At 65.4% G+C, this 20,368-nt stretch carries 19 protein-coding genes; 9 read left to right on the forward strand and 10 right to left on the reverse strand.

Annotation, left to right across the window (positions count from 1 at the left end):
• Positions 1-3 precede the first annotated feature (3 nt).
• Entirely contained in the window at positions 4-840 is an 837-nt protein-coding gene (locus ACQR3T_RS12350; RefSeq protein ID WP_428693594.1) for a VC0807 family protein, read from the forward strand.
• Here ACQR3T_RS12350 and ACQR3T_RS12355 read toward each other — a convergent pair.
• The 4 genes from ACQR3T_RS12355 to ACQR3T_RS12370 are packed head-to-tail and all read right to left on the reverse strand — an operon-like array spanning position 828 to position 5,241.
• Positions 828-1,661 (reverse strand): SDR family NAD(P)-dependent oxidoreductase, encoded by an 834-nt coding sequence (locus tag ACQR3T_RS12355; RefSeq protein WP_428693595.1) that lies wholly within the window; start codon positions 1,659-1,661, stop codon positions 828-830. The genes ACQR3T_RS12350 and ACQR3T_RS12355 overlap by 13 nt on opposite strands.
• Positions 1,658-3,193, reverse strand: coding sequence for a flavin-containing monooxygenase (locus ACQR3T_RS12360; RefSeq protein WP_428693596.1), 1,536 nt, complete (start codon positions 3,191-3,193; stop codon positions 1,658-1,660). Before ACQR3T_RS12360 ends, ACQR3T_RS12355 begins: the two co-directional genes overlap by 4 nt.
• Positions 3,194-3,205: 12 nt before the next feature.
• Positions 3,206-4,315 (reverse strand): PDR/VanB family oxidoreductase, encoded by a 1,110-nt coding sequence (locus ACQR3T_RS12365; RefSeq protein WP_428693597.1) that lies wholly within the window; start codon positions 4,313-4,315, stop codon positions 3,206-3,208.
• A gap of 11 nt (positions 4,316-4,326) precedes the next feature.
• Positions 4,327-5,241 carry a metal-dependent hydrolase gene (locus ACQR3T_RS12370; protein WP_428693598.1) on the reverse strand — a complete coding sequence of 305 codons (915 nt, stop codon included), beginning with the start codon at positions 5,239-5,241 and terminating at the stop codon, positions 4,327-4,329.
• A 102-nt stretch (positions 5,242-5,343) separates the two neighbouring features.
• Here ACQR3T_RS12370 and ACQR3T_RS12375 point away from each other — a divergent pair, with 102 nt between their 5' ends.
• From ACQR3T_RS12375 to ACQR3T_RS12385, 3 genes are read left to right on the forward strand one after another with little or no spacing between them, the layout of a single operon-like run.
• Complete coding sequence (locus tag ACQR3T_RS12375; protein ID WP_428693599.1) at positions 5,344-5,928, forward strand: TetR/AcrR family transcriptional regulator; 585 nt, start codon at positions 5,344-5,346, stop codon at positions 5,926-5,928.
• Positions 5,929-5,948: 20 nt separating this feature from the next.
• Positions 5,949-7,010, forward strand: a complete 1,062-nt coding sequence (locus ACQR3T_RS12380; RefSeq protein ID WP_428693600.1) for an ABC transporter substrate-binding protein — start codon at positions 5,949-5,951, stop codon at positions 7,008-7,010.
• A 10-nt stretch (positions 7,011-7,020) separates the two neighbouring features.
• A complete protein-coding gene (locus ACQR3T_RS12385) occupies positions 7,021-7,908 on the forward strand; it encodes a siderophore-interacting protein (RefSeq protein WP_428693601.1) in 888 nt (295 codons plus the stop codon).
• 15 nt (positions 7,909-7,923) lie between these two features.
• Here the strand turns inward: ACQR3T_RS12385 and ACQR3T_RS12390 are convergent, their stop codons facing one another.
• Complete coding sequence (locus ACQR3T_RS12390; protein ID WP_052070381.1) at positions 7,924-8,535, reverse strand: TetR/AcrR family transcriptional regulator; 612 nt, start codon at positions 8,533-8,535, stop codon at positions 7,924-7,926.
• Positions 8,536-8,673: 138 nt separating this feature from the next.
• On the opposite strand from ACQR3T_RS12390, the gene ACQR3T_RS12395 reads away from it, so the two are divergent.
• The 5 genes from ACQR3T_RS12395 to ACQR3T_RS12415 are packed head-to-tail and all read left to right on the forward strand — an operon-like array spanning position 8,674 to position 13,359.
• Complete coding sequence (locus tag ACQR3T_RS12395; protein WP_428693602.1) at positions 8,674-10,101, forward strand: flavin monoamine oxidase family protein; 1,428 nt, start codon at positions 8,674-8,676, stop codon at positions 10,099-10,101.
• Complete coding sequence (locus tag ACQR3T_RS12400) at positions 10,083-10,562, forward strand: SRPBCC family protein (protein ID WP_428693603.1); 480 nt, start codon at positions 10,083-10,085, stop codon at positions 10,560-10,562. Before ACQR3T_RS12395 ends, ACQR3T_RS12400 begins: the two co-directional genes overlap by 19 nt.
• Complete coding sequence (locus ACQR3T_RS12405) at positions 10,559-11,494, forward strand: carbohydrate kinase family protein (protein WP_428693604.1); 936 nt, start codon at positions 10,559-10,561, stop codon at positions 11,492-11,494. Before ACQR3T_RS12400 ends, ACQR3T_RS12405 begins: the two co-directional genes overlap by 4 nt.
• On the forward strand, positions 11,494-12,156 hold the full coding sequence (locus tag ACQR3T_RS12410; protein ID WP_428693605.1) for a class II aldolase/adducin family protein: 663 nt from the start codon (positions 11,494-11,496) through the stop codon (positions 12,154-12,156). The genes ACQR3T_RS12405 and ACQR3T_RS12410 overlap by 1 nt, the downstream gene beginning before the upstream one ends.
• Positions 12,157-12,159: 3 nt before the next feature.
• Positions 12,160-13,359, forward strand: coding sequence for an MFS transporter (locus tag ACQR3T_RS12415; protein WP_428693606.1), 1,200 nt, complete (start codon positions 12,160-12,162; stop codon positions 13,357-13,359).
• Positions 13,360-13,414: 55 nt separating this feature from the next.
• Here ACQR3T_RS12415 and ACQR3T_RS12420 read toward each other — a convergent pair whose 3' ends face one another.
• The 5 genes from ACQR3T_RS12420 to ACQR3T_RS12440 all read right to left on the reverse strand — a co-directional run bounded on the left by ACQR3T_RS12420 (position 13,415) and on the right by ACQR3T_RS12440 (position 20,368).
• The gene (locus ACQR3T_RS12420) at positions 13,415-14,962 is read right to left on the reverse strand and encodes an acyl-CoA synthetase (protein WP_428693607.1); all 1,548 of its coding nucleotides are present in this window, start codon (positions 14,960-14,962) and stop codon (positions 13,415-13,417) included.
• A 132-nt stretch (positions 14,963-15,094) separates the two neighbouring features.
• Positions 15,095-15,724, reverse strand: coding sequence for a TetR/AcrR family transcriptional regulator (locus ACQR3T_RS12425; RefSeq protein WP_329955199.1), 630 nt, complete (start codon positions 15,722-15,724; stop codon positions 15,095-15,097).
• A 28-nt stretch (positions 15,725-15,752) separates the two neighbouring features.
• The gene (locus ACQR3T_RS12430) at positions 15,753-17,927 is read right to left on the reverse strand and encodes a 3-hydroxyacyl-CoA dehydrogenase NAD-binding domain-containing protein (protein WP_428693915.1); all 2,175 of its coding nucleotides are present in this window, start codon (positions 17,925-17,927) and stop codon (positions 15,753-15,755) included.
• A gap of 35 nt (positions 17,928-17,962) precedes the next feature.
• Positions 17,963-19,171, reverse strand: coding sequence for an acetyl-CoA C-acetyltransferase (locus ACQR3T_RS12435; protein ID WP_428693608.1), 1,209 nt, complete (start codon positions 19,169-19,171; stop codon positions 17,963-17,965).
• A gap of 36 nt (positions 19,172-19,207) precedes the next feature.
• Positions 19,208-20,368 (reverse strand): acyl-CoA dehydrogenase family protein, encoded by a 1,161-nt coding sequence (locus ACQR3T_RS12440; RefSeq protein ID WP_428693609.1) that lies wholly within the window; start codon positions 20,366-20,368, stop codon positions 19,208-19,210.

Genomic DNA, 20,368 nt, shown 5'->3' on the forward strand with positions numbered 1-20,368 from the left:
GTCATGCCGAACACCATCAAGACTCGTATTCTCGCGTCGTCCATCGCCAACATTGCCATCGATCTGCTGCTCCCGACCGTTGTCTTCCTGCTGCTCTCGCACGCCGGCATGCCGGCGACGGTGGCACTGTCCATCAGCGGTGCAGTCGCCGGCGGTAAGGCGCTGGGTGGACGGGTCGAAAGCGGTGAATTTCGTTGGCTACAAGCATTACTCGGGGCAATCGTGCCGACTGGCACAATACTCGTGGCAGTCGTGCTGGGCGCGTCGGACATAACCGCTGCAGTTGTCGGCGCAGTAACGCTCGCCTTGTTGTTCGTCGGTGATCTCGTGACTCGTCGACGCAGCAGAGCGGGTGTGGACGGGATCTCGATTCTCGTGCTCGCCGAGATTGCCGCCAGCGTCGCACTGGTCGCAACCAGCGACGACCCCCGATTCATCCTCGTCCGCCCGGCGTTCTACGCACTAGTGGCTGCTGTCGTCGCATTGGCCAGCGTACCGACCAGCCGTCCGTTGATGATGGAGGCCAGCCGTCCTATGGCCGTTGCCGGTGATCCCGACCGAGCGCGGGCATTCGACAACTCTTGGGCCGCGTCAGCACAGTTCCGCTCGATTCAGCGGGTGATGACGGCCGGGTTCGGTGCCGTGCTCCTGGCCGAGGCCATTCTGCGCATCGTCCTCGTCTACCGTGCCCCCGCCGACGCTATCGCCGAAACTTCGCTCACATCGCAGATCCCGGCGGTCATCCTCTTCGTCGCCTACTTCGCCGCAGTACGCCTGCTTGCCGTGCCCCGCGCCAGCAAGATCGTCGACGCCCGACTCCGTCAACTTCAGACGGCCTGAACATCTTCCAGGTCGCGGATGATCTGGGCGATCGCACGGTCGTGGACGAGCCGACGTTCCAGAATCGGGTTGAGTATTCCGCGGAACCAGAAGTACGGCGTCCACACAGCAGGGGCTATCAGTCGTGCCCGACGGGTGCGGACCGCGCGGACGAGCAACTCTGCTGCACGCCGAGACGGCAGGCGTCGGCTGAGCGGCCACGGGAGAAGTCCGCCGATCCGCTGACCGATCGGGTCGTCGTCGAGGGTGTGACGCGCCAGGTCGGTGTCCACCACTCCGAAGTACGCAAGACCGGCCGATGCGCCGACGGCCGCGAATTCGATACGCAGAGCGCGTCCCAGCTGTTCCACGGCAGCCTTGCTCACCATGTACGCAGACCCGCCCATGCCGGGAGTGAATGCAGCACAGGACGATACGAGCAGTATGTGGCCGCCGCTCGCCACGATCTCGTCGGCAGCGGCGCGCACGATGTTGAGGACGCCGCCGAAGTTCACTGCCATCACCGAGTCGAAGACGGCGCGGTCGATCGACCGAATCGTGGCGGGCGGCGGCGTGATTCCGGCATTGGCGATCACGATGTCGAGGCGGCCGAACTTGTCGATCGTTACCGCGACGCAGTCCACCATCGCTGCCGGATCGGTGACGTCACCGACGAGGTGAAGTGTCTTGTCGGAACCGGAAGTCCCAGGTGGAAAGTCTCGATCCACCACCGCCACTCGGACTCCCGCGGACAGTAGTGACGCCACGGTCGCAGCTCCGATGCCGCGTGCCCCACCCGTCACCAACGCGACCTTGCCGGTGAGGTCCATCGCCGTGTTCATACGAGGTCCTTCGTCGTCACGAGCGTCGGATCCACACCGGCCGCCGCACTGCGACAGTGATAGTGGTCGAGCTCGATGGTGGACATGCGTCGAGTGAAGTTGCGGACCGAACCCGGCCAATAGGTGACGTTTCGGCCCGAGGGGCTCAGGTAGTAACTGCTGCATCCGCCCGAGTTCCACACCGACCCTGCCAGTAGTTCATCGGTGTGATCGGCGAACTCGGTCTGTGCCCGCTCGGTCACTTCCAGCACCGAGATCGCGTGAGAGTCCATGGCGCGCAGGGCCGCCAGGATGTAGTTCACCTGTGCTTCGATGGTGACGACTTGCGAGGTGTACACCACCGAATTGGGACCGAGCAGCATGAAGAAGTTGGGGAAACCGTGCACCGTGGTCCCTCGATACGACGACATCTCGCCGTCCGGCCACGCGTCCGCCAGCGATGTTCCGCCTCGCCCGACGATGCGTCGGAAGCCCGAGTGGCCGGCGACGGTGAAGCCGGTTCCGAGAACGATCGCATCCACCTCGTGCACCGTTCCGTCGGTCGTGACGATTCCCTCGGGCACGATTGCGTCGATGCCGGTGGTCTCGACGGTGACGTTCTCGCGGCACAGCGCCGGGTAGAACTTGTTGGAGAAGGTCGGCCGTTTGCAACCGAATGCATAGGAGGGCGTGAGCTTCTCGCGAAGAATCGGATCCTTCACCTGACGCCGCAGGTGCGCGCGCCCGAGTGCGGTCAGTGGGGCCAGCAGAGAACGGTGCCGAATCAACCCCGGCACCAACGCTTCCTGGAACAGATCGAACACGCGACGCATGGCGCGCTGAGCCGGCGGGAACTTCTCGAACACGGATTTGGCGGAGTCGGAGATGGGCCGGTCGGGGTGCGGAAGAATCCACGTCGGTGTCCGCTGGAACAACGTGAGATGCCCGGCCTCGGGGGCCAGACGCGGGACGAACTGCACCGCCGAAGCACCGGTGCCGATGACGGCGAGGCGTCGACCCTTCACGCAATAGTCGTGGTCCCAGTTCGCGGAGTGGAACACCGAGCCCGAGAACGAATCCAGCCCTGCGATAGTGGGAGTGGCCGGTTCACTGAACGGGCCGAGGGCTCCGATCAGGATCCGAGAAGTCCATGTCCCGCCGCTCGTGCGTACCACCCACTGCGCTCGCTCGTCGTCCCACGTCGCGTCGAGTACCTCGTGTCCGAAGCGGATTCGATTCCGGATTCCGAACCGGTCGGTGCAGTCGTCGAGGTACTGCTCGATCTCGGGCTGCAGCGGATACAAGCGCGTCCAGTTCGGATTGGGCGCGAACGAGAACGAATACAGCGCCGATGGAATGTCGCATTGGGCACCGGGATAGGTGTTGACGTGCCAGGTTCCACCGACGGCGGTATCGCGCTCGAAGACCAAGAAGTCGCCGCGGCCTTCCTCCTCGAGCCTGATCGCGGCCCCGAGACCTCCGAAGCCCGCGCCGACGATAGCGACGTCGATATGCGGCACGGCCGTGTCGGCAGTGGAATGTGTTGCAGTCATGAGGGTCTCCTTCTACAGATCGAGGACGAGAACTTCGCCGTCGACCGCGCCACGTGAGACGCACAGGGTGAGTGAATTCTCGCGCTCGGTGGCGCTCAGCACGCGGTCGCGGTGCTCGACGCGGCCGCCGACGAGCCCCACGACGCAGGCCCCGCAGAAGCCCTGGCGGCACGAGAACGGTTGATCCGGCCGAATTTTTCGGAGCGCGTCGAGGGCAGTCTCCTGCGCACCGACTTCGATGGTGTCGCCGGAGCGGTCGAGCTTCAGTACGAATGGGGTGCCGTCGACCACCGGTGCAGGCGCGAACAATTCGGTGTGGAATTCCCGAACCGCGGTGCTGCCGGCGGCCTCCTCGCGCAATCTGCGCGAGAGAGCCGCGGGTCCGCAGACGTACAGGGCCGAGGATCCCGTTCCGAGATCGACGATGTCCGCAGGAATCGGAAGTCCCTCGACGTCATCGGTTCTGACGATCACGTGACCATGTGAGACGAGTGCCATCTGCTGCAGTTCGGTGACGAACGGCAGACTCGCACGCGATCTTCCGTGGTAGTAGAGCGTCCACCGTATGCCGTCGGCGACTGCCTTTTCGATCATGGACCGGATGGGGGTGATGCCGATGCCGGCGGCCACGAAGAGGTAGTGCTCGGCGGCGGCCATGGGGAATGCGTTGCGGGGTCCACGAACTCGCAGAACATCGCCGAGGGAGAGGGTGTGGATCTCTGCGGAGGCCGTGCCGCCGGGTATCTTGCGGACGCTGATGCGGTAGCGATCACCTGCGCTGGGACGTCCGGCGAGCGAGTACTGCCGCACCGAACCGGACGGGGTGGTGACGTCGATGTGTGCACCGGGCAACCAGGTCGGCAATGCAGCACCGCCGCTGCGACGGAGCAACAGTGAGCGCACGTCCTCGGCCTCGTCGACTGTCTCGTCGATGGTGGTCTCGAATTCGAAGCCGACGCATCGGCGCGGTCGGGCCGGGGACAGGGCAGCCACGATCGATGAATCGGTGACGAGCCTGGCGTAGAAACGGGACGCGGCACCGACGGCCCGCAGGCCGAGGCCGGGCGCGGTCACGGTGACCTCGCCCAGATGGCTGTGCACCGGAGGCGCTGTAGTCGTCACTGCTGTGGTCGTCACTGCTGGGCAGCCAGTGCAGCGGGTGACTGTGCGAGGTATCGCACGGCCTTGTCGATGTCGCCCATCTTCGATGGGTGAAAACCCGGACGGATGTACAGGGCGAGTTGGACGAACAGGAACGACAGGCCCGGGATGAGGTGCTTGCGAGACGCTCGCGCGAAGGCGAAAGGCCACGGGGTGCGAAGTCGGCGTTTCCCGGTGCGCGGGGTGGCGACCGAATTCTTGTACAGGTACGCGGCGGTGCTGAACCACAACGCGGCCAACCCTGCACTGGCTATCACTGCGGTGCGGGCGCGGCGAAATCCACCACCGTCGACGTACTGGAATGCGTCGAATGCCACGTTCCGGTGTTCGAGTTCCTCGGCGCCGTGCCAGCGGAGCAGGTCCAGCATCGTGGGGTCGACGCCGAGGCGGTCGAATTCGGTGTTGTCCAAGAGCCATTCGCCCACCACGGCAGTGAAGTGCTCGGCCGCTGCGTAGATTCCGAGTCGCTCGTTCAGCCATGCCTTGCCTGCGCGGCCGGTGAGGCCGTGGTCGCCGAACACCACGCCCACCGCGAATCGAATCCGCTGCAGGATCGGTTCGATGTCGACTCCGTGAGCAACGAGGTAAGTGCGGAAGCTTTCGTGGGAGGACGCGTGAGTGGCCTCCTGCCCGACGAATCCCACCACTTCCTCGTGCAGTCTGCGGTCGTCGATGTAGGGGAGCGCGAGGGCGAACACGTCGGCCATCGCCCGTTCGCCCTCGGGCAGCACCAGATGCATCACGTTCCAGAAGTGGGTGGCGTACCACTCGTGCGGAATGTATTGCAGCGGAACGCCGGTCCAGTCGAACGTCACAGCACGGGCCACGATCGCGTAGGACTCGTCCGTGTGGCGCGCGTTCGGGTCGATCGCTCTGTCGCGGGACATTCGAGCTCCATTCGTCGAGACGCTGATACACCGATGCTACATAGCAACAATTGGTGTTGCAATGTTGCATTCTGCGATCGAGGGTGACGTTAGGATCGGACGATGCATCCAGACGGTGACGACGGGCCGATCCTCGATGCCGCGTTGGAGTTGTTCGGCGAGGTCGGCATTCCCAGAACGACCATCGGGGACGTGGCCAAGCGCGCCAAGATCAACCGGGTGACCGTCTACCGCCGCATCGGCTCCAAGGACGAGCTGGTGCGGGCGGTCATGGCGCGTGAATCGACGAGGCTGTTCGTCGCGGTGGCGGCCGCGGCCGCCGAACAGTCGTCACGGGCGGATCGAGCCGCGCACGGGTTCGCGACGACGATCGAGTCGGTGCGAACCAACCCTGTTCTGCTCAAGATGTTCGATTCCGAGAGTGCGTTGGTGCTCGAACAGTTGACGACCAATGCGTCGACCTTGCTCGCGTCCGCGATAGACGCTGCCGCGCAGATCGCCCGGGGAGAGGTGGACTCGGACAGTTTCGCAGTACCCGATGCCCCGGAGATCGTGGTTCGCGTCGTGCATTCGATTCTGTTGACGCCTGCTGCAGGCGCTGCCCTCGAGACGTACGACGACTTGCTCGCCTTCGCGCACCGCAGCATCGTGCCGTTGCTGGTCAACGGAGACCCCCGCAGCGAGTAGTTAGGCTAGGCTGCCCAGTCATGCCTCGATATTCTGTGCTCGACAATCGCTCGACCGGTCCCAGGAGACGGCCCGCCTCTGCGAGGCGTCGGCGGTACGCACTTGCCGGAACACTGTCACTGGCGCTGGTCGCCCTGGTCGGTTGCTCGAGCGCCACCTCGGAACCGTCGGATCCGGCCGAGGCCGCGAGCACCAGAACGGTGCAGGACTACTTCGGTCCGGTCGAGGTTCCCGCCGAGCCGTCACGAGTTGTCGCTGCCGACCCCATCTCTCTGGCGCTGATGCTCTCGCTCGACGCGAAGCCGGTGGCGGCGTCGTTCAATCCTCTTGCGCTCCCTGCTCATGTCGACCAGCGCGCCGCCGGCGTCGAGAACATCGCCGGTGAGGGCGGGGGATTCGATCCCAACGTCGAAGCAATCCTGGCTCAGGATCCGGACCTGATCATCGTGGTCGCAGGCTACGACGGCGAAGGCGAGAAGGCCTGGAACAAGGAAATTTACGCCAAGCTCGCGGCCAGTGGAGTGCCGACGTACGGGTTCGCGTACAACGACGGGGTGTCGCTCGACGATGTGTCCAACGGCGTTACCGCCGTGGGCGAGGTACTCGGGAAGCAGGCCGAGGCAGCGGCTTCGATGCAGGGCCTCGCGGATCGGATGGCCGAATTGAAGCAGCGAGTCTCGGATGCAGGACTCGCCGACAAGCCGGTCTCGGCCGTGCGGCTCAGTGAGCGGGGCGAGTATTCGATTCGCGTCGGAACCGGAGAGAGCATTGCCTTCCGCGGGTTGGGAATGGCGCAGCCCGAGGGGCAGCAGGACCCCAGTGTGTTCCGCATCGATATCACGGACGAAACGCTGAACACTCTCGCGTCCGCCGACACCTTGTTCGTCTACACGGACGAGGGAGCCGTTGCCGAACGAGACGCGATCAGCAACGCACCCCTGTGGTCGACACTGCCTGCCGTACAGCAGGATCGGGTGCACTGGGTGTCGGCAAGCGCGTGGAACTCGTCCGATCCCATCGGCCTCGGCCTGATCCTCGACGACATCGAAACGCTGTTCGTCGAGCCTGCCGAGCAGAGCTGAGGGCCTCGTCATGGCCGGCCGAGGTGACGAGGGCGGATACCTCACGGCGCGAGTAGTCGAATCGATTCGCTTGTCGCCGTCGCTGATTCGCGTTGTCTTCGATTCCTCCGATGCGCATGGGTTCGAGTCGAGCGGTGTGCCCGACGAGATCGTCCACCTGTACTTCCCTGCAGACGGAGAGAGTGCGCCGCCCGAGATGACCCGTCGCAACGGAGTTCTCGCTCATCATGACGGCGTGGGTCGTGAGTGCCGCAATTACACCGTCAGGCGCTGGGACGGGGACCGGATCACGATCGACTTCGTGGACCACGTCGGCGGGGTGGCCGCGGCCTGGGCTCGCTCGGCCGAGCCGGGTGCGGCGCTGGGGATGTGGGGAACTCGGTCATGGTGCGAGCCGCCTGCCGACACGGAGTGGATGTTGTTGATCGCCGATCTACCGGGGCTACCGGCTCTGTGCCGTGCACTCGAGCAGCTGCCTGCCGGCCTGCGCGCACATGCGATCGTCGAGGTGGCTCACGACGACGACGTGCTGGACGTTCGATCGGCGGCCTCGGTGACGATGGACTGGCGGGTGGCCGGAAACGGCCGCGCACCATCGGAATTGTCCGATGCCGTTCGCGCGTACGAGATACCGGCGGGAAATGGCTACGTCTGGTTCGGTGGGGAGGCCTCGGCAGGGAGAGCTGTACGCAAGTACTTGCGCGGTGACATCGGCATACCCGCGAAACGGCTGGCCATCGTCGGCTACTGGCGTGACGACAAAGAGGCGTGGTTCGAACGCTATGAGCGCGTTGCCGATTCACTGATCGACGACTACGAGCGAATCGCGTCCACCGGAATGGGTGAGGCCGAGGCCGAGCTCCACTGGGACGAAATCCTCGAGCGCGCCGGTTTGTAGCACCGCGGACGGGAGTCAGGGCGTTCGATCGTACGAATCGAGGACCCGAAACAGCGCGTCTCGCAGTGCAGGTCGGTTTCCGCCCGGTGTGGGCCTGGCGATCTCGTGCAGGGTGTAGCCGTCGATCAAGGCCAGGAAATGCCGAGCCGGTAGATGTGGTTCCGCGATGCCGAATGCCCCGAGCGCCGCTTCGGCCGCCTCCTCGATCATCCGCATGATTCGGTGCACCGAGTCCGCCAGCTCGGGCCGTCTGCGCACGGCGAGGTATGCCTCGAACTGGACGAGGGAGTCGTCGTCCTCGGGGGAGGAGAGCAGCGAGACCAGGTCCATGATCGCGTCGGCGAGATCGTCGCGCGTGAGGCCGCCGGTGTGCGCCACCTCGAGGAGCGCGGTCACCTTCGTCGTCACGTTCTCGGCAATTCGAGTGATCGCGGCATCGATGAGCTCGCCGACCGAGCCGAAGAAATAGCTGGTGGTCGACGGCGGGAAGCCGGCGGCGTCGGCCACGGACCGAAACGAGACGCGTTCGAGTCCACGCGTTCCGATCACGCCGATGGCCGCGTCGACCAGGGCGTCGCGGCGCTCCTGGCCACGTGCGTATCGAGTCTTTCGGCGCTCTTCGGTCATCGATACAACGTAGCCGGGGTGCTGTCGTCTGCCCCCATCGCAGTGCCCTTCAGCAGGCGATTTCGGCCAATCCTGGCCTAGTGGCCAATATTGAGCTACTGTCGCCGCTACATCGAACAGCCCTGAAAAGGAGCACCCATGACCGAGATTCCGGAAGCCTCGCGTGTGGACGTAGTGGTCGTCGGCGCAGGGCTCGCGGGTCTGACCGCAGCCAGGGAGCTGGCAGCAGCGGGCCTGACCGTCCAGGTTCTCGAAGCCCGAGATCGGGTCGGCGGGAGGACGGTCAACCATACGATCGGCAGAGACGCTGTGGTGGAGACCGGTGGGCAGTTCGTCGGTCCGACGCAGGATCACATCCTTCGCCTTGCCGCCGCGGTCGGCGTCGCCACGTTTCCTGCCCACGACATCGGATCGAGCGTCTACGTCAAGAACGGACGCGCCCGACGCTTCGCCGGTGGTGTCCCACCCGACCCCCTCTCGCTACCCGACGTCGGGATGCTCGTTGCACGAATGGATCGAGCCACCAGGCAGATTCCCGTGGACAGACCGTGGGATGCACCCCGTGCGCACGAGTGGGACACCCAAACTCTGGCCACCTGGGCTCGTCGCCACGCGGCCACCGACGGTGGAGTGGAGCTACTCGACATCCTGCTCGGCTCGGTGTTCGGCGGCACGGCCGCCGACGTGTCCGCGCTCTTCGGCTTGGCGTACGTGGCCGGGGCGGGTAACGAGTACACCCCCGGTACGGTGGACCGATTGATGAGTGTGGCTGGGGGAGCACAACAATGGCGCTTCGTCGGTGGCTCCCAGGCGATCTCGATCGCACTGGCCGAGCAGCTCGGTGACGCCGTCCGGCTCGACAGCCCGGTACGCCGGGTGGAGCAGTATCCGGATCGAGTGGTGGTACGGACCGATACCGAATCGTGGATCGCCGGATCGGTCGTCGTCGCGATTCCTCCGGTTCTGGCCGCCCGAATCGACTGGAGTCCAACACTTCCCGCAGCCCAGGAGGCGCTGTTCCAGCGGATGAACTTCGGCGGCCTGGCCAAGTGCGAGGCCGTGTACCCCGAACCGTTCTGGCGCGCGAGTGGGCTCTCCGGGCAAGCCCTCTTTCGCGACAGCGACATTCCGGTGTCCTCGATGTTCGACAACTCGCCGCCCGACGGAAGTCAGGGAGTGCTGATGGGATTCGTCGGCACCTGGGGTGCACGCCACCGGGGCGGCCGAAACTGGTCGGACGGTAACGACGCCGAACGACGCGGCGAGGTTCTTCGCGCATTCGCCTCCGCGGTGGGGCCGCGCGCCCTGGAACCGACCGAATGGATCGAGCTGGACTGGACTCGCGAGCAATGGACCTGCGGCGGGCCCACCGCGGTGCTGGCCCCGGGAGTGCTGACCGAGCTCGGCCGGTGGCGAGACACCGTGTTCGGACGAGTGCATTGGGCAGGCGCCGAACACTCCGACTACTGGAACGGATACATGGACGGCGCCGTGCGGTCGGGTGAAAACACAGCAGCAGAAATACTGTCGACCGAAGGAGAACTCTCGTGGAACAACGCTTCGTAGTCTCGGCCCATCGCACCCTTTCGGTGAGCCCGGAAGAAGTGTGGGCACTGACCAGTGACACCAGTCGTTATGCGGAGTGGGTCACCGACGTCCGGTCGGTCACCACCCATCACGGCACTGCACGCGCAGGCGGTGTCTACACCGAGGAGGTGGCAGCGCTCGGCCGCTTCACCACTCACGCCACCTGGACCGTCCGGCAGCTGGAAGCGAATCGACTGCGAGTGGATTCGGGGCAGGGTTTTGCGCCGCTCACCAACGTGGCGAACGTATTTCGATTCGCGCCGCTCAGTGGTGGTACCTCTACGGCGATGACCTTCGAATTCTGGTTCGACGTCTCCCCGCGCTGGGCGGGACGCCTGGTGCGGCCTGTCGCCACTGCCGGGATGTCTGCGCGATTCGACGTTTCCATGTGCACTCTGGAGGCCATCCTGCTCTCCGAGCGAGCGGAGTCGATCCGATGAGAGTACCGCCGGAGGTACTCACCCTGGGTGTGCACATTCTCGACACTCTGGTGCGGCCGGTGACCGAAATTCCGGACGGGCAGCAGGCCGTTCTGGCCGAGCAGATCGCGATGTCGGCCGCGGGAACCGCCGCGGGAACGGCGTTGGTGCTGTCCCGGCTGGGTGCCGCGGTCCACACCGCGGGAGTCGTCGGAAGTGATTCGGCCGGCACGTTTCTACTCCAACTCCTCGCCGACGACGGAGTGGACGTCTCCATGGTTCATCGTCTGGACGGGGTGCAGACCTCGGCGTCGGTGTTGCCGATCAGGCCGGACGGATCCCGGCCGGCTCTGCACGTGATCGGAGCCAACGGCTATCTGGCTCAGCATGTTCCGTGGAACATGTTTCACAACGTCGACTTCCTGCATCTCGGCGGACCCGAGTTCTTCGGACCGGACACCGCGCGCGACATCGCTCGCCGCGCTCACGAGGACGGTGTCGTCGTCACCGTCGACAGTCTGGCACCGTCCGTTCCCGAGGGCCTCGGTGCTTTCGCGCCCACACTCCCGTACGTCGACTACCTGCTGCCGAACGACGAGCAGGTCCTCGGCTGGACCGGCTGTGCGACCCTCGAGGAGGGGTGCCGCCGACTGCTCGAACTCGGTGCGTCCTGCGTCGTCGCCACTGCCGGGGCGTCGCCCACACTCGTCGTGACGGCCGAGGACGCCGTCGAAGTTTCCGCGTACGCCGTGGACGTGGTGGATACCAGTGGATGCGGAGATGCGTTCTCGGCAGGGTTCGTTCGTGGCCTGTCGCTGAGCATGAGCGTCGTCGAGTCAGCGGAGTTGGGCAACGCGACCGCCGCGCACGTCGCGCAGGGTCTCGGTACCGACTTCGGGACCTACGACCTCGAGGTCGTTCGCAAGTTCGCTCGCACCTGCAGGACCATCTGATGCCGGCCGACGTGGACGAACTCCGAGAGTCCGTCGCCGAGACCGCCCGGAAACTGGGCCGACGGGGCCTGGTTCTCGGAACTGCAGGCAACGTGAGCGCCCGTGTCGACGATGTGGTGGCGGTGACGGCGACCGGCCTCGTATTGGCCGACGCCACGATCGAGGACGTCACGCTCGTCGGGATGGACGGCATCGTGAGTACGGGTGCACACGAGCCGACATCGGAACTGGGCTTGCACCTGGGCATCTACGAGTCGAGCGACGCGCGCGCGGTGGTCCACACGCATTCTTCTGCGGCAGTGGCTCTTTCGCTCGTCACCGACGAGCTGCCTCCGGTGCACTACGCACAGCTCGCTCTCGGCGGCACCGTCCCGGTTGTGCCGTTCGCGCCGTTCGGCACCGGCGAGCTCGCACGTTCGGTGGTGGCGGCGATCGCGTCCACATCGGCGGTCATCATGGCCCACCACGGGTCGGTGGCCACCGGTCACGACCTCGCTTCGGCGTTGTCGAACACAGAACTGCTCGAATGGCTGTGCGGGATATACCTATCGGCTGCATCGGTGGCGCGCCCACGTGCTCTCACCGACGCACAACTGGCGGCAACCTTGGACGAGGTGGTGCGCCGTGCATACGGAACCGCGGCACCCGTGCGAAGACACTGACCGATGACCACCCCGGTGCGCCCACTCTGGATTGCCGTGTTCTCCGTGGCGTGGCTGGGCTATTGGATGGCCAATCTGGTTCCACTGCAGCTGCTCCTGCCCGAGCGATTGCAACAGATCGATCCGCAATCGAAGGTGTTCGACTTCGCCGTGATCAACGCTGTCTCTGCCGTGGTGCTCCTGGTCGGTCTGCCCGTGTGCGGATCGCTGTGCGATCGCACTCGCAGCAGGTTGGGGCGACGGCGCGTCTGGTTCGGCGGCGGCGTCCTGTTCTTCGCCGGTGCGTTGGTGGTCACCGGGCTGCAAAGTACCGTTCTCGGAATCGGGACGGCGTGGTCGGTGGCGATGCTCGGATTGAGTGCTGCAACAGCAGGGTTGACGGCCGTGGTGGCCGACCGCGTGCCGGACGAGCAGCGCGGAACGGTGTCGAGTGCGATTTACGCGCCGCAGGCTCTGGGCGTGGTGGCGGGCCTGGCCCTGGTGTCCACACTCGCACTGTCGGTACTGGGTGGGTACCTCGCCGTGGCGATCGCGCTGCTGATGTGCGCGGTGCCGTTTCTGCTGTCATATCGCGAAACCGACTCACCGACAGCGCTGTTGAGCCTGCACAGCATCGTGGCATCGCTGCTCGATTCGTTGCGTCACCGCGACTTCGCGTGGGCCTTCGGGGGTCGAATCCTGGTCAACGTGGCCAACTCTCTCGGGACCTGCTACTTGCTGTTCTTCCTCACCGACGGTCTTCGAGTGACCGATCCGACGGGATCGCTGCTCGAGGTCACCGTCGTCTACCTGATCGCCTGTGTGGTGTGCACTTTCACCTTCGGTCCGTTGTCGGACAGGATGCGTCGCCGCAAGATCTTCGTGGCGGTCGCGGCATCGATGCAGGCCGTCGCCGGCTTCGTCCTGGCGGTGCATCCCACGATGGACGCCACGTTCGTCTCGGCGGCGTTGCTGGGCGGCGGATTCGGCGCGTACATGGCTGTCGATCAGGCGCTGGTGACCGGGGTTCTTCCGTCCGCCGAGAGTCGGGCGACCGATCTGGGCGTGATGAACATCGGGGCGATCGTTCCACCTGCCATGGCTCCGCTGCTCGCGAGTGTGTTTCTCTCCACCGTCGGTGGATACCCGGCGCTGTTCGCGGCGGTGGGGGTACTGGCCGCACTCGGGGCAGCGGTGACATGGCAGGTGAAATCGGTGCGATGATCGCTCAGCGGCGGTGACGCAGCCCTGATGCTCGGTCGATCAGCGACCGGAGAGGTTACCGGGGCGCTCCGAGAGCGTCTTTCGCCATGTGCGCGTCCCGCAGTTCGCGCTTGAGGATCTTGCCCGCTCCGCTCATGGGCAGTGCGGTGACGAACTCGATGGTGCGCGGGGTCTTGTATCCGGCAACGTGGCTGCGGGTGTGATCGCGGAGTTCGTCGACCGTCGGCGACGTGCCCTCGGCCAGCACGACACAGGCGTGGACGCGCTCGCCCCAGTCGCCGTCGGGAACACCGATCACGGCGCAGGCCAGCACCGAGGGGTGCAGGCTCAGTGCGCTTTCCACCTCGGCGCTGTAGACGTTCTCGCCGCCGGTGATGATCATGTCCTTGAGTCGATCGACCACGAACAGGAATCCGTCGGCGTCGAGGTAGCCGACATCGCCGGTGTGCATCCACCCGTCGCGAACGGCCGCTGCCGTCTCCTCCGGCTTGTTCCAGTAGCCCAGCATCACGTGTCCACCGCGAACGCAGATCTCGCCGACCGAGCCGGTGGGCAACTGCTCATCGGCGGGGCCCAGAATCCGGATCTCCGAGTGCGGGGCCGCGCGACCGGCCGAGCCGATGCGATCTCCCACATGGTGTTCCGGCCAGAGCAGCGACGCGACGGGTGCGAGCTCGGTCATGCCGTAGGCCTGAGTGAGGCGGGCCTGCGGGAGCCGAGCGAGGGTGCGCTCGAGCACGCCGGCGGAGATGGGGGATCCTCCGTACAGCACGCGGCTCAGCGAGGAGGTGTCGAACTCGCTCAACGTGGGGTGGTCGACGAGCAACTGAATCATCGTCGGTACCAGCAGCACATCGGTGATCGAGTGCTTCGCGATCGCGCCGAGGACGGCGGTCGGCTCGAAGAACGGAACCATGACGTGGGTGCCGCCGAGCATGACCTGGCCCACCCATGCGGCCAGATCGGCGAGGTGAAACATCGGTGCGGCATGGAGCAGGATCGATGCGTCGTCGAGCAGCTGTCCGGTCGCCACCGTTCCCAGGCCCGAGGTGACGAGGTTCGCGTGCGAGAGCATGACGCCCTTGGGAAAGCCGGTGGTGCCGCCGGTGTAGAAGAGGCCGGCAAGGGCGTCGCCGCTGCGTCGCGCGTCGGGAACGGGATCGTGGGATGCGACGAGGTCCTCGTACGAGACCATGCCCTCGGGGGTGGCACCGTCCCCGCAGTAGACGATGGTCTGCAGGCCGGCGCATGTGGGGCGCAGTGCCGGGACCGTGGCACCGAAGGTGTCGTCGACCATCAGGACCTTGGTGTCGGAGTCGTTGAGCGCGTATGCGACCTCCACGGGCGACCACCGGATGTTGACGGGGTTGAGCACGGCGTCTGCCCACGGCACCGCGAGCAGGTATTCGGAGTATCGGTCACTGTTGAACGCCAGCATCGCCACGCGATCACCGGCCTCGACTCCGATGGCCTGCAGGCCTGCCGCCAATCGCGCCACGCGGTCGATCTGTTCGGTGAAAGTCCGAGTGCGGTCGCCGAACACCGTCGCGGCCCGGTTCGGAGTTGTCGCCGCAGAGCGGTGCAGGCCTTGGGTGAGATACATATCGAGTCCCTTGTGCGAGAGGGGGCGAGGGTGCCCAGGTGAATACCGTCACAGTTCCACCTTGTTGGCGAGGTGTCAATAGTGAGCACGTGGCTCGGCGGGTGTCGACAATCCGCGAAAATGGTTGTCTGGCTAACGTTCCCGAGAGTCGTCCATGGCGTCGACGGTACCGAGAACGGTCACGAGTACATCGGTCAGCAGGGTCTCGACCTGCTCCCGGTTCAGCGTGCCGCGCACGAGCCATTCACGGCCCGCAGCCTTCACCATGCCGCCGAACGCCCGTACCGCGGAGGTCGCGATTCGACGGTCGCCGCCTCTGCCTTCGAATGCCGTTGCGTCCAAGACTCGTTCGGCCGCAAGATCGTCGGCCTCGTCCAGAATCTGTGCCACCTGCTCGTCGACGCCCGATCCACTGGCCATCGACACCCACGCCGTGCCGTGCGTTTCGATCACGCCGACCAGCCAGTGGACGCTGCCGCGAGCTCGTTCCTCGAGCGAACCCGTGGGCAGGTGTACGTCCTCGATGGGCGGAACGGTGACCAGAAAGCGAACGCACTCGAGGTACACATCGCGTTTGCTGCCGATGTAGTGGTGGATGAGCCCGCGGGCCACCCCGGCCGAGGCGGCGACGTCCGACATCGACACCTCGGCATAGGGCTTGTCTCCGAACAAGCGAACCGCGCTGGCCAGGATCTGCGTGCGTCGCTCGTCCGGTTCCAAACGATTCCACTTGGGTGCGCTCGAGGCCGGCATGGTTCTCATGATCGCACCGAACCGATGCCGCGACGCGTCAGAGGTACCGCTCGGTGCGTGCGCGCAGCGACCTCGGCACGACGAACCGATCGCCGTACCGTGCCCGCAGTTCGTCGGCCCGCCGCGTGAATCCGGGGAGACCGCCGTCGAACTGATTGACGAACTGCAGCACACCTCCGGTCCAGGCCGGGTAGCCGATGCCGAGAATGGAGCCGATGTTCGCATCGGCGACCGTACGCAGGACACCCTCGTCGAGGCACGCGATCGAATCGAGCGATTGCGCGACGAGCATACGATCCATCATGTCCTCGAACGAGATTCCGTGATCGGGTCGGTGGTAGTGCTCCACCAGGCCTGGCCACAGTCCGAGCTTGGTGCCGTCCTCGGCGTACTCGTAGAACCCACGTCCCGCCTTGCGGCCCGGACGATCGAACTCGTCGATCAGGCGATCGACCATCGGGTAGGACTCCGAGACGATCCACCCTCGTCCGTCGACGCGGGCGGCCTCGGCCATGCCCTCTCGGATGTGGCGCGACAGAGTCAACGAAATCTCGTCCATCAGTGCGAGCGCGCCGGACGGGTAGCCGGCCTGCAGTGCAGCCTGTTCGACGGTGGCCGGGTGTACACCCTCGACGACCAACGAAATCGCCTCGTCCATGAATCTCCCGATCACCCGAGTGGTGAAGAAGCCGTGATTGTCGCCGACCACGATCGGCGTCTTGCCGATGAGCCGTACGAAGTCGAACGCGCGAGCCAGCGCGGAGTCACTGGTGTGTTCGCCCACCACGATTTCCACCAAGGGCATCTTGTCCACCGGGGAGAAGAAGTGCGTGCCGATGAAGTCGGAGATGCGCGAGACTCCCTGGGACAGTTGGGTGATCGGGAGCGTCGAGGTGTTCGAGCACAGTAGTGCGTCGGCGGTGAGGTACTTGTCCACATCCTCGAAGGCCTGCTGCTTGACGGCGGGATCCTCGAAGACGGCCTCGACGACGAGATCGCACCCCTCGGCGTCGGCCGCGTCTGAGGTGGTCGTGATGAGCGCGAGCACCGCATCGGCGTCGGCCTGGGTCGTGCGTCCCTTCGTGACGGCTTTGCCGAGAATCGAACGCGCGTAATCCTTTCCGCGCTCGGCGGATTCGATCGAGATATCGCGAAGCACAACGGGAACCTTCGCCGAGGCGACGACGTAGGCGATGGCGGCACCCATCATTCCGGCCCCGATCACCAGCACCTTCTCGGGTACCCGGTGTGGTTCGGCGCTGGGACGAGAGGCCCCTTTGTTGATGGATCCCAGATCGAAGAACATCGATTGGATCAGGTTGCCCGAGACCGCTCCGCAGGCGAGTGAGGTGCAGTGCCGGGTTTCCACCAGCGACGCCGACTCGAAGTCGAGGACCGAACCTTCCACGGCCGCAGCAACCACCGCGATCGGAGCGGGCATGGGTGCACCCTTGACCTGCTTGCGTACCGTTGCCGCGAAGGCAGGCAGCTGCGCAGCCAGCGCGGGTGAGGCCGCGGTGCCGCCGGGAATCTTGAATCCCTTCCTGTCCCAAGGCTGCAGCGCTTCGGGATTGGCGGCGATCCAGAAACGTGCGTTCGCCATCATCTCCTCGTGGGTGTCGACGACCTCGTCGACGAGTCCGAGTTCCAGTGCTCGGTCCGGCCGATACCGCTGGCCCTGGCCCACAACCTGAGTCAGAGCCTTGACAATGCCGAACATCCTGACCGTTCGGGTGACGCCGCCGGTGCCGGGCAGTAGACCGAGCGTCACCTCGGGTAGACCGAATCGAGAATTGTTTCGGCTCAGTGCGATTCGGTGATGACAGGCCAGTGCGATCTCGAAGCCGCCGCCGAGCGCGGTGCCGCCGAGTGCTGCCACGACGGGTTTGCCCAGCCGCTCGAGGCGACGAAACTTGTCCTTGGTGAAATCGAGGGCGTCGGCGATCACCGCGTGATCGGACGGACCGGCGTCGCGCAGCAGCTCGAGGTCGCCACCGGAGAAGAACGAATCCTTCCCCGAGGTGACGATGATGCCGTCGTACGCATCGAGGTTGGCCTCGAGCCAGTCGACGGCCTGTCCGAGCGACTCGCCGAACGCGGTGTTCATCGTGTTGGTGGCCTGTGTCGGATCGTCGATCGTCAGCACGAGTACGCGGTCGGTGCCGATCTCGCCGGTGACCGTGGAAGTCTTCAGTGCCGCAGAGCTGTTCATCGTTTCCTCGGATCGTTGTTCGAGCGCTGGGTCGGTCACAGGCGCTCGATGATGGTGGCGACGCCCATTCCTGCACCGATGCACAGCGTGATCAGTGCGTAGCGCTCGCCGCGGCGCTCGAGTTCGTCGAGGGCCATTCCGGTGAGCATGGCTCCGGTTGCGCCCAGTGGGTGGCCCATCGCGATCGCGCCACCGTTGACGTTGATACGGTCGTGGTCGATGTTCAGCTTCTTCGCATAGTTGAGCACCACCGAGGCGAATGCCTCGTTGACCTCGAACACCGCGATGTCGTCGAGGGTGAGTCCCGCAGCGTTCAATACCTTGTGGGTGGCCGGAACCGGGCCGGTGAGCATCAGCGTCGGATCCGATCCTGCGACGACCCCGGCCACGACGCGTCCGCGCGGGGTCAATCCGCCTGCGCGACCGGCCTCTTCGGAGCCGATCAGAACCATCGCGGTGCCGTCGACGATGCTGGAGGAGTTGCCGGCATGGTGGACGTGGTCGATACGCTCGACCTCGGTGTACTTCTGCATGGCGACGGCGTCGAATCCGGCAAGCGCGCCCATCCGGTCGAACGACGGTTTCAGGGCGGCGAGATCGGCCGTGGCTGTCTCCGGTCGCATGATCTCGTCGTGATCGAGCATCAGCCGGCCGTTGGCGTCGAACACCGGGATGACGGACTTCTCGAAGTGGCCCATCGACCACGCATGCGCTGCTCGTTGCTGACTACGCACGGCATAGGCGTCGACCGCGTCGCGATCGAACCCCTCGATCGTCGCGATGAGGTCTGCACTGACTCCCTGCGGAACGAAGTAGCTGCTGTAGTTGGTCAGTGGGTCGCACGGCCATGCACCGCCGTCCGCCCCGAGCGGCACACGAGACATCGATTCGACGCCACCGGCGACGATGAGCCGATCCCATCCGGACCGAACACGTTGCGCCGCAGTGTTGACGGCTTCGAGTCCGGATCCGCAGAAGCGATTGAGCTGAACGCCGGCGACACTGTTCGGCAGCCCGGCAACCTTCGCGACGGTTCGGGCGATGTCACAGCCTTGATCGCCGACCGGGGTGACGACACCGAGCACGACGTCGTCGATCAGGGCCGGATCGAGCTGCGAGTGTCGAGAGAGCAACGTGGACAACGTGTTCGCGGCCAGATCGACGGGTTTGACGGTGTGCAGTGAGCCGGAGCTCTTGCCGCGGCCACGTGGGCTGCGCAGTGCGTCGTAAAGGAACGCCTCCATGGTGGTGCCTTTCTGGGGCAACAAGATTGCCGAGTTCTACAGGGAGCGGGAAATGAGGTCTTTCATGACTTCGTTGGCACCGGCGTAGATGCGGGCGATGCGGCCGTCGACGAACATGCGGGCGATGGGATATTCCTCCATGTAGCCGTAGCCGCCGAAGAGCTGCAGGCAGCGGTCCACCACCTCGAACTGCCGGTCGGTGGTCCAGTACTTGACCATTGCGGCTGTCGTGACGTCGAGTGTTCCGGAGAGATGTTGCGCCACAGCATCATCGACGAAGGTTCGCACGACGCGTCCGATGGTGGCGCATTCGGCGAGCTCGAATTTGGTGTTCTGCAGATCGAACAGCGTCTTGCCGAAGGCGTTGCGCGACTTGGTGTACTCGACGGTCTGCGTGACGGCGGCGTCGATCATCGCTGCGGCGGCGATGCCGCAGATCAGGCGCTCCTGGGGGAGTTGCTGCATCAACTGGGCGAACCCGCGACCTTCGGCGTCGCCGAGGATGTTGGCGGCGGGGATGCGGAGTCCGTCGAAAGAGAGTTCGGCGGTGTCCTGGCCCTTCTGGCCGATCTTGTGCAGCACTCGTCCCCGATGGAACCCCTCGGTGTCGTCGGACACCTCGGCGACGAGCAGGGTCAGTCCCCGGGCTCCCGCGGACGGGTCGGTCTTGGCAGCGATGATGATCAGATCGCAATGAGCTCCGTTGGAGATGAACGTCTTTGCGCCGGTGACGACGTAGTCGTCGCCGTCACGAACCGCGCGGGTGGTGATGCCCTGCAGATCCGAGCCGGTGCCCGGTTCGGTCATCGCGATGGCACCGATCCACTCGCCCGAGCACAGCTTCGGCAGCCAGCGCTGCTTCTTCTCCTCGGACGCGTACGCCAGGATGTAGTGCGGAACGATGCCGCTGTGCACGCCCAACTGCATGGCCGTGTCGCCCGCCCGGACCTGCTCCTCGAACAGCACCGCCTCGTGACGGAAGTCGCCGCCACCGCCGCCGTACTGCTCGGGCACCGACATGCCGAGCAGCCCGAGGCTTCCCGCTGTGCGGTAGACGTCGCGACTGGGACGTCCGGCTGCCGCGAATTCCTCGCGGTGCGGCGCGACCTCTTTTTCGAAGAATCCTCTGGCGAGCTGGCGCACGTCGGCGAGCTCGGTAGCGAGGTCGTCGCTGGTGCGGTCTGCGAGTGCAGTCAT

The sequence above is a fragment of the Rhodococcus sp. IEGM1428 genome (assembly GCF_050321865.1).
Lineage (GTDB): Bacteria > Actinomycetota > Actinomycetes > Mycobacteriales > Mycobacteriaceae > Rhodococcoides.

Coding starts and splice junctions, on each gene's coding strand:
- ACQR3T_RS12350 (WP_428693594.1), top strand. CDS start 4: ATGCCGAACACCATCAAGACTCGTATTCTCGCGTCGTCCATCGCCAAC.
- ACQR3T_RS12355 (WP_428693595.1), bottom strand. CDS start 1,661: ATGAACACGGCGATGGACCTCACCGGCAAGGTCGCGTTGGTGACGGGT.
- ACQR3T_RS12360 (WP_428693596.1), bottom strand. CDS start 3,193: ATGACTGCAACACATTCCACTGCCGACACGGCCGTGCCGCATATCGAC.
- ACQR3T_RS12370 (WP_428693598.1), bottom strand. CDS start 5,241: ATGTCCCGCGACAGAGCGATCGACCCGAACGCGCGCCACACGGACGAG.
- ACQR3T_RS12375 (WP_428693599.1), top strand. CDS start 5,344: ATGCATCCAGACGGTGACGACGGGCCGATCCTCGATGCCGCGTTGGAG.
- ACQR3T_RS12380 (WP_428693600.1), top strand. CDS start 5,949: ATGCCTCGATATTCTGTGCTCGACAATCGCTCGACCGGTCCCAGGAGA.
- ACQR3T_RS12385 (WP_428693601.1), top strand. CDS start 7,021: ATGGCCGGCCGAGGTGACGAGGGCGGATACCTCACGGCGCGAGTAGTC.
- ACQR3T_RS12390 (WP_052070381.1), bottom strand. CDS start 8,535: ATGACCGAAGAGCGCCGAAAGACTCGATACGCACGTGGCCAGGAGCGC.
- ACQR3T_RS12395 (WP_428693602.1), top strand. CDS start 8,674: ATGACCGAGATTCCGGAAGCCTCGCGTGTGGACGTAGTGGTCGTCGGC.
- ACQR3T_RS12405 (WP_428693604.1), top strand. CDS start 10,559: ATGAGAGTACCGCCGGAGGTACTCACCCTGGGTGTGCACATTCTCGAC.
- ACQR3T_RS12410 (WP_428693605.1), top strand. CDS start 11,494: ATGCCGGCCGACGTGGACGAACTCCGAGAGTCCGTCGCCGAGACCGCC.
- ACQR3T_RS12415 (WP_428693606.1), top strand. CDS start 12,160: ATGACCACCCCGGTGCGCCCACTCTGGATTGCCGTGTTCTCCGTGGCG.
- ACQR3T_RS12420 (WP_428693607.1), bottom strand. CDS start 14,962: ATGTATCTCACCCAAGGCCTGCACCGCTCTGCGGCGACAACTCCGAAC.
- ACQR3T_RS12425 (WP_329955199.1), bottom strand. CDS start 15,724: ATGAGAACCATGCCGGCCTCGAGCGCACCCAAGTGGAATCGTTTGGAA.
- ACQR3T_RS12430 (WP_428693915.1), bottom strand. CDS start 17,927: ATGAACAGCTCTGCGGCACTGAAGACTTCCACGGTCACCGGCGAGATC.
- ACQR3T_RS12435 (WP_428693608.1), bottom strand. CDS start 19,171: ATGGAGGCGTTCCTTTACGACGCACTGCGCAGCCCACGTGGCCGCGGC.
- ACQR3T_RS12440 (WP_428693609.1), bottom strand. CDS start 20,368: ATGACTGCACTCGCAGACCGCACCAGCGACGACCTCGCTACCGAGCTC.